Source organism: Arthrobacter liuii (assembly GCF_014639275.1).
GTDB lineage: Bacteria > Actinomycetota > Actinomycetes > Actinomycetales > Micrococcaceae > Arthrobacter > Arthrobacter liuii.
Genome location: NZ_BMFW01000011.1, coordinates 111271 through 119077, shown reverse-complemented (window position 1 = coordinate 119077; position 7807 = coordinate 111271). Strand labels below are relative to the sequence as shown.

At 67.2% G+C, this 7807-nt stretch carries 6 protein-coding genes; 2 read left to right on the top strand and 4 right to left on the bottom strand.

Features of this window, described 5'->3' with window-relative positions; translation table 11 throughout:
- The first annotated feature begins 442 nt into the window (after positions 1 to 442).
- Positions 443 to 1147: a TetR/AcrR family transcriptional regulator C-terminal domain-containing protein gene (locus IEW19_RS13010; protein ID WP_188572048.1), complete on the top strand. Its 705-nt coding sequence runs from the start codon at positions 443 to 445 to the stop codon at positions 1145 to 1147.
- A gap of 46 nt (positions 1148 to 1193) precedes the next feature.
- Here IEW19_RS13010 and IEW19_RS13005 read toward each other — a convergent pair whose 3' ends face one another.
- Both IEW19_RS13005 and IEW19_RS13000 read right to left on the bottom strand, forming a co-directional pair.
- Positions 1194 to 1658: a pyridoxamine 5'-phosphate oxidase family protein gene (locus IEW19_RS13005; protein ID WP_188572047.1), complete on the bottom strand. Its 465-nt coding sequence runs from the start codon at positions 1656 to 1658 to the stop codon at positions 1194 to 1196.
- Positions 1659 to 1718: 60 nt separating this feature from the next.
- Positions 1719 to 2648: an aminodeoxychorismate lyase gene (locus IEW19_RS13000; RefSeq protein WP_188572046.1), complete on the bottom strand. Its 930-nt coding sequence runs from the start codon at positions 2646 to 2648 to the stop codon at positions 1719 to 1721.
- A 94-nt stretch (positions 2649 to 2742) separates the two neighbouring features.
- Between IEW19_RS13000 and cls the strand changes: the two genes are divergently transcribed.
- Entirely contained in the window at positions 2743 to 4218 is a 1476-nt protein-coding gene (cls, locus tag IEW19_RS12995; RefSeq protein WP_373283607.1) for a cardiolipin synthase, read from the top strand.
- A gap of 59 nt (positions 4219 to 4277) precedes the next feature.
- Here the strand turns inward: cls and IEW19_RS12990 are convergent, their stop codons facing one another.
- Positions 4278 to 5552: a multidrug effflux MFS transporter gene (locus tag IEW19_RS12990; protein WP_188572045.1), complete on the bottom strand. Its 1275-nt coding sequence runs from the start codon at positions 5550 to 5552 to the stop codon at positions 4278 to 4280.
- A gap of 151 nt (positions 5553 to 5703) precedes the next feature.
- Positions 5704 to 7797 (bottom strand): aminodeoxychorismate synthase component I, encoded by a 2094-nt coding sequence (pabB, locus tag IEW19_RS12985; RefSeq protein ID WP_188572044.1) that lies wholly within the window; start codon positions 7795 to 7797, stop codon positions 5704 to 5706.
- Positions 7798 to 7807 lie beyond the last annotated feature (10 nt).

Here is a 7807-nt window from a genome sequence, read left to right as displayed (position 1 = left end):
GAAGCTTGGTCGCTACCAATTCAAAGAGGCCCTGACCCCTCTCCTCCCGCACCACGCCGCAGCGGCATCAGGACACGCTGCCGCCCTCGCGTCAGACGACCCTAACCACGCTCATCTGCGAAGGGCCCGTAAAGGCGGTCGCGGTCCAGGCTGCATTCTGCCGCTTGGTCGGGGTAGGTGGCTTCGTGGAGGAAAAGATCAAACTGCGAATTGGCCATGACGGCGTCCCTTCGCTAAGTGCGTGGTGCCGCCGTTCGGCTACAGCAGCGAACCGCGAAGCCCTGCACGGGGGCGGTCGGGTCTATAGGCTGCCCCCCGCTGAGACTGGGGGGACCATCAGCGCTTTCACCGCCTGTCTACGGTGTAGACTTTACCCGTAGACAGGATATTAGGCAATGGCCGCGGATTACTCCGGGCCATTGCTGGCAGCGAGGACCATGCGATGACTTCCGCCAAGAGTTCCGGGCCCGGCGCGCCCAAAGTAAGGTTGAGCAGGGATATTGTGCTTGAGAAAGCCCTCCAACTGGTGGACTCCGAGGGCCTGGACGCGCTGACCATGCGCCGCTTGGGGCAGCAGCTCGGCCGGGATCCCATGAGCCTTTACCGCTATGCCGAGAACCGTGCCGCCCTGCTGGACGGGGTTTCGGAGCTGGTGCTCAACCAGCTCAAGGTTCATCCGGAGGACCCGGATTGGAAAGCCCAGTTGCGCGAAATCGCCCACGACCTGCGGACCCTGGCGCTCCGGCACCCCAACGTTGTGCCGCTGCTGGTGACACGGCCCCTCTCCACGCCGCTGGGCCTGCGTCCGCTGGGCACGCTGAGGCCCCTGGAGCAGATCCTGTCCCTGCTGGTGGCGGCAGGATTCGAGCCGGCAGATGCCCTCCACGTCTACCGCGCCTACTACGGCTTCCTCTACGGGCACATCCTGAACGAACTGCAGGAGTACGTGGTGGACCCGGAAGAGAACGAGGCACTGCTGCGGCTGGGCCTCCACCGCCTGCCGGCCAGGGAGTTCCCCAGGTTGCGTGCCCTGGGTCCGGCGCTGTCGGACTACGACGGCGCCGCGGAGCTTGACCAAGGACTCACCATTTTGCTGTCCGGCCTTGAAGCACAGCTTTCACGGCAGGTGGCACGTCGCGGCGCGTGAGTCCCGGAGCCTGGTGGGCGGGGCCGTTCGGGTTATCCGCGCGGCGCTACTCGAATGATGCCCGGCGCCTGTCCTGGAGGCGGGTGTTCCAGACGTCCGGCCGGTTCACCTTGAACCTGCGGCCCGTCAACGCTTTGGCGTTCAGCCTGACGTAGTTGGCTTTTTCGCCGGGCTGCCACGGTTCCAGGCCGAGGCCGTCCACGGCATCCTTGACGGCCTGGTCCTCGACGATCTCCGTGTCGCCGCGCACCACCACGCTCCAAGCCATTTCCGTGGCGGAATCGTAGCCGTCGATTTCAAGCGCAGTGGGTCGCTCCATGCTGGCCCCCCAGAGCTTTGAGCCAGGCGCCGTGCGGAAGACCAGGTTGCGCAGGTGGACCACGTAGTTCACGGGAAAGATCTCGGGATGCGCGTCCACTACGATGGCCAGCCTGCCCACCGTGTCATTGGCAAGAAGTTCCCAGCAGTCGTCGAAGGACAGGTTTTCGATGGGCAGGTTTTGCGAGTCCATGGTCCACACCTTACGGGTGATGCCGGAAGTGGGAAAGGGATCTCGCGGCCTGTTGCGGGACTAACGGGTGCCGGCGAAAAGCCCGCTCAACTCCGCGGTCAGCTCCTTCTGGAGGGACGGGGTGCCGATCTCCTTGCCGTCGATCCGGTTCACGGGGGCCAGCAGGCGGACGCTTGAGATCAGCCAGACCGCATCGGCGTCCATGAGGTCCTGCGGTTCCAGCGGACCGTAGCCCAGTTCCCAGCCCGCAGCCTTGGCGGCGGCGAAGAGGGCGCCCTGGGACGTCCCGGCCAGGATGCCGCTGTCCAGCTGGGGCGTGATGAGGCGCTTCACCGGCGTGCCGTCGTCGGACTTTTCCACATGCGCCAGCAGCACCGTGGACGTGGGGCCTTCCAGCACGCGACCATCGGTGGACAGGAAGATGACGTCGTCGGCACCCTGTTTGTGCGCATAGCGCAGCGCCGCCATGTTCACGGCGTAGGAAAGCGTCTTCGCCCCGAGGAGCAGCCAGGGTGCCCGTTCGGCCACGTCACTGTCGTAGCCCCGCTCAAGGAGGATGACGTCGATGCCTGTCTCGCGCTGCCGGCGGCCGGCAGCCCCGGCGGGTGTTGCCTGCACCCAGGCGGTGGGGAAAGGGGCGCCCTCCACTCCGCGGGTTACTACCAGCTTGACCACCAGCTCATCTGCCGCGGGGTCTGCCGGCGGGTTCTGGGAACGGTGCCGGGCAACCGCAGCGGATATGGCACGCCGCCAGGCGTCCTGGTCCGGGATGTCCAGGTCCAGCGCCGCAGCGGAGCCCGCAAGCCGGTCCAGGTGGGCCTGCATCTTCCGCACCGTTCCACCGACGGCCAGCATGGTTTCAAAGACGCCGTCGCCCCGCGTAACCCCCAAATCCGTGACGAGCAGTTGCGGTTGGGACGCGTCAGCCGGCCTGCCTTCGGGAAAAGCGGGGTCGAGGAAAACGAGAACCACGGGGGCTGGAGAGGTCATGGCACCAGCTTAGTGCGGCGGCGCCGATAAGCTGGGCAGAGTGCCCCGGCCGGAAACCGTCCTCCGGAGCCATATCTGCGCGGGAGTTATTGACGTGTTGTGGCCTTTTTCGCTTGCCGGCACCGCGCCGACGTGGGTTGTTGTGCTCCTTGGCTTTGCCGATCTGGTCATCAGGGTCCTGGCCCTGGGCATCATCCCCGGCAACAGGCGCCCCACCACCGCCATGGCCTGGCTGCTGGGGATCTTTTTCATCCCGTTCCTGGGCATAGTCCTGTTCCTGCTGTTCGGCAACTTCCGGTTGTCCAGCCGGCGCCGCGCGCAGCAGCAGCTGGTCAACGAGCGGGTGCAGGCCGGAATCACAGCGCTCTCCGACGCGGAAAGTGACTACCCCGGTCCGGAATGGGTGAAGTCCGCGGCTGAACTCAACCGAACCCTGGGTTCCCTGCCCATGGTGGACGGCAACACCGTGGACCTGATTCCCGGGTATCCGGACTCGATCCTGGAGATGACCAAGGCCGTGCGGAAGGCCAAGAAGTTCGTCAACGCCGAGTTCTACATCATGAGCACCGACGACGTCACCAATGACCTGCTCACCGCCCTCGAGGAGGCGGCCCTGCGCGGGGTGGAGGTGCGCGTGCTCTTCGACCACATCGGAACCCTCCGGGTCAAGGGGTACAGGAACCTCCTGAAGCGGCTGCGGGCGGGCAAGATCCAGTGGAAGCGGATGCTCCCGCTCCTGCCCATCCACGGCCAGTGGCGCCGGCCCGACCTGCGGAACCACCGCAAGATCATGGTGATCGACGGCGAAGTGGCATTCACCGGCTCACAGAACCTGATTGAGCCGTCCTACAACAACCCGAGGCACCGGAAGGCCGGGCGTGAGTGGGTGGAACTGATGGCGTGCCTGCGGGGGCCTATCGTCACCACCTTGAATGTTGTTTTCGCCACGGACTGGTTGAGCGAGACCGACGAGTCCCTGGAACACCAGCTGCAGCTCCCGGCGAACCCGGAGCCCGGCAACGTCACGGCGCAGGTGGTGCCCAGCGGCCCCGGGTTCATCACGGAAAACAACCTGCGGCTCTTCAACACCCTCATCTATTCCGCCCAGCACCGGATTTCCATCTGCAGCCCGTATTTCGTCCCTGACGATTCGCTGCTCTATGCCATCACCACTGCCGCGCAGCGCGGCGTGGACGTGGAACTTTTCGTTTCGGAGAAGGGCGACCAGTTCCTGGTCCACCACGCGCAGCGGTCCTACTATGAGGCCCTCCTGGAAGCAGGTGTGCGCATTTACCTGTACAAGGCCCCGTTCGTGCTGCATGCCAAGCACTTCACCATTGATGACGAGGTGGCCGTCCTGGGCTCCAGCAACATGGACATGAGGTCGTTCTCGCTGAACCTGGAGGTGTCCGTGATGCTGCTCGGCGCGGACATCGTTAACAAGATGCGGGCGGTGGAGGACACCTACCGGGACATCTCCCATGAGCTCAAGCTCGCCGACTGGCTCAACCGGCCCCTGGCCGCACGGTACGTCGACAATGTGGCCCGGCTGACGGCCACGGTGCAGTAGCTCCGGGCACGGTCCAGTAGTTGCGGGCACGGCGCGATGGGCCGGCAGCAGCACATCACCTACTCGTCGGCACTGACCCGATCGCCGTCGCCGCGCGCGGCATGCTCCGGCCAGGCTCCCTTCCGGTAAGCGGGAGTCCCAACGGCAAGGACGGTCACCGCCAGGGCGCAGCTGGCGATCATGACGATGACCATCGACAGGGAATTGCCGCCCAAAACTCCGACCAGGGGGCTCACCAGTCCGGCGACCCCGGACTGCAAGGCTCCGATGACTGCTGCCGCCGTTCCCGCCATGTGGCCGTAATTGTGCAGGGCCAGGACTGAGGCATTTGCCGGAATCATTCCCTGGGCTGAAAGGACCAGCCAGAGGCCGGCCACCACGCCCACCGGGCCGCCGGCGCCTGTGGCCACCACCACGAGCAGCAGCACGGCCAGGCCCAACTGGACCAGGAGGGCGGTGCGCAGGAGGCGGACCGGCCGGAATTTTCGGACCAGGGCGGCGTTCAGCTGGGCCGAGAGGACAAGCGCGGCACCGTTGAGGGCGAAGATGAGGGCGAACTGCCGGGCCGTGAGCCCGTATTCGTTCTGGAAGACGAAGGGCGAACCCACCACGTAGCTCATGATCAGGGCCAGCCCAAGCCCGGGGATGACGGCCAGCGCCATGAAGTGACGTTCCCGCAGCAGCGACCAGTAGGCGCCGGCCACATGCCTGGGATGCCCCGGGCTTCGCCTGTCCTCCGGCAACGTCTCCGGCATGAACCTCCAGACGACTGCCACCAGAAGCACCCCGATAAGTGCCAGCGCGTAGAAGACGGCGCGCCAGTCCCAAAGCCCGGCGATGGCCTGCCCCACCGTTGGGGCCAGCAGCGGCGCTACACCGATCACCAGCATCAGCCGGGACAGGAGCTGGGCGGCGGCGGACCCGACGAAGCGGTCGCGGATGACGGCGAGTGCCACCACGGCGGCGGCCGCGTTGAAGAAGCCCTGCAGCACGCGCAGCCCTGTCAGGGTCTCGATGTTCGGCGTGAGGGAGCACAACAGCGAGATGGCCACGTGCAGCGAGATGCCGATGATCAGGGGCAGCCGCCGTCCAAACCGGTCCGAGAACGGGCCGATCACCAGCTGGCCGGTCCCGGCCCCCACGAGGGTTCCGGACAACGTCAGCTGGGCGGCGGTCTGGGTGGTGTGGAGGTCAGCCTCCACGGCGGGCAGGGACGGGAGGTACATGTCCGTGGTGAGGGCCGGAAGCGCGGCCAGGGCGCCAAGCGTCAGGACGTATTTGAAGCTGCGCGGTGCCTGCTTGCTGGCAGTGTGGCGCTGGGAGGGATCCGTCACGCGGCAAACCTAACTTGTGTGGAGGCGCCCAGGGGAATGGGCCCGCCGCCTTGCTTGGGCGGTTCAGCTGAGGTCAGGGGCGTACCCCGGGCGGCGTCGTCCTAAACGGGCGTCCGCACTGTGGATGCCCTGCCCGCCACCTACCGGGCCGTCAGGCGTCGGGGAACTCCGCACCAAGTGTGGAGAGCACTCCGTAGGCCTTGGTCCGGATCTCCTCATACTCTTCGTCCGGAACGGAGTCGGAGGTGATGGCACCGCCGACGCCGAGCGACAGTTCAGCCGTCCCGTCAGCCGATGTGCTGATCACCAAGGTCCGGATGGCGACGGCGAGGTCAGCCGCCGCGTTGAGGGAAAAGTAGCCGATGGCTCCGGAGTAGAAACCGCGGGGGCCCGCCTCCAGTTGGTCCAGGATGGCCATGGTGCTGATCTTGGGGGCGCCGGTCATGGAGCCTGCCGGGAAACAGGCAGCCACCGCCTCGGCCCGCGGTGCCCCCGGGAGGAGCCTGGCGTCGATGGTGCTGACCATCTGGTGGACCGTGGCGTAGCTCTCGATGGCGCAAAGGCGGCTGACCGTGACGGAACCGGGCTCTGCGAAGTGGCTAAGGTCGTTGCGCAGCAGGTCCACGATCATGATGTTCTCGGCCCTGTCCTTCAAGGACTTGGCCAGGTCCGTACGCAGTTGGTTGTCCTCGCGGGGGTCGGCAGCCCGGCGCCGGGTGCCCTTGATCGGTTCGGCGCGCATGCCGCCGTCGGAGGCTATCTTCAGGAACCGCTCCGGCGAGGTGCTGGCCACGGCAAGGTTTCCCAGCCGGAGGTAGCTGGCGAACGGTGCCGGGTTCGTGCGGCGCAGCGCCAGGTACGTGGTCCAGGGATCCAGCGAGTCAGCCTGGACCCGGGCTTCGAGGGTGGTGGTCAGGCAGACCTCATAGGTGTTTCCCTGGGCGATCTCGTGCTGCGCGGCGGCGATCTTTTCCCGGTACCCCGCGCCCGTGTCCCGGCTGCGGAAGGCCGGGGGGAGGGAGCCTACGACGCCGGTGCTGCCGCCGGCTTCCGCCGTGGGATTCTCCGCTGCCGGCTGCAGGGCGGTGTCCGCGGCTGCTTCGACGGCTGTCCGCGCCTGCGCCAGCCAGTCGCCGGCGTCCGGCGCCTCCAGTGCCAGGAGCCAGGCGGTACCGTCGGCATGGTCCAGGACCACCGCCCGGCCGGCGAATATCAGGGCAGCGTCCGGTGTGGGTGCGGAGAGGTCACTGCCGCCGGTTTCGCGTTTCAGTTCATAGCCCAGGCAGCCCAGCCAGCCCAGGGTGAACTCGCCGGGATAGCCGTCGGGGGTGCGTACGGCGCGGCGGCCCCAGACGGTGTCCAGCCAGCGGAAGAACGGGCCCGGGACTGTGGCCGTGGACGAGCCCGCGCTGATGCGGCTGACGCCCTCACGGTGCGTCACGTACTGGCCGAACGTCCCTCCGTCGTCCGCCATGATGCTGAAGCGGCTGCGCTCTCCGGCAGTCCGTGCCCCGGGGTCTGTGCTGTCCGGTCCGGTGCCCGCGTTCGAGGAGTCCAGCCAGACGGCGCTGGCGGAGCTCCCGTACAGCGATTGGAACAGTGCCGGGGCATCCGGGAGGGTGTCCAGGCGTTCGGCATGAAGCCGGAGGCCGCGGCGGGCGGAGAGTTCGGGTGCCAGGACCGACGCCAGTTTGGGCAGGTAAGGGAGGAGCCTCAGCATATCCGCCGGGGCCGACCCGTCCGCGAGGTTCTGGACACGAAGATCCGCGTGGCCGGGTACGTCGTCGCGGCCCAGCCACTCGTCCTCCTGGGCAGCCCACCGGTCCCAGTGCGGTTCATAGGTTGCGCCGTCACGGTCCAGCGCCCGGGTCCTGCGGACCTCGTCCGGGGAATCGGCCCAGACCACCGCGCCCAGCATGGGCCGGGCGGCCTCGGCGGCGGCCCCCACTCCCTCCACGATGACGATCTCGGCGGGAAGCGTGACCCGGGCGTCGCCGTCGTAATGGTTCTCCCAGTCCCAGCTGGTCCAGGTGGCTGCCTCGCCGCGGCTCAGCGGCGTGAGGACCGTGGCGACATAGCGCTCGACGCCGGCCGCCAGCCCGTCCCAGCCTGGGTAGATGTCCTCGAGGTGGAACAGCGAGACTTTGTGGTGGGTGCGGAGCCGGGCCGCAAGCTCGACGGCGAGGGTGGTCTTCCCCGCGCCGGAGCGCCCGTCCACGGCGATGATGACGGGGGCTGGGCTCATGGACTAGAGC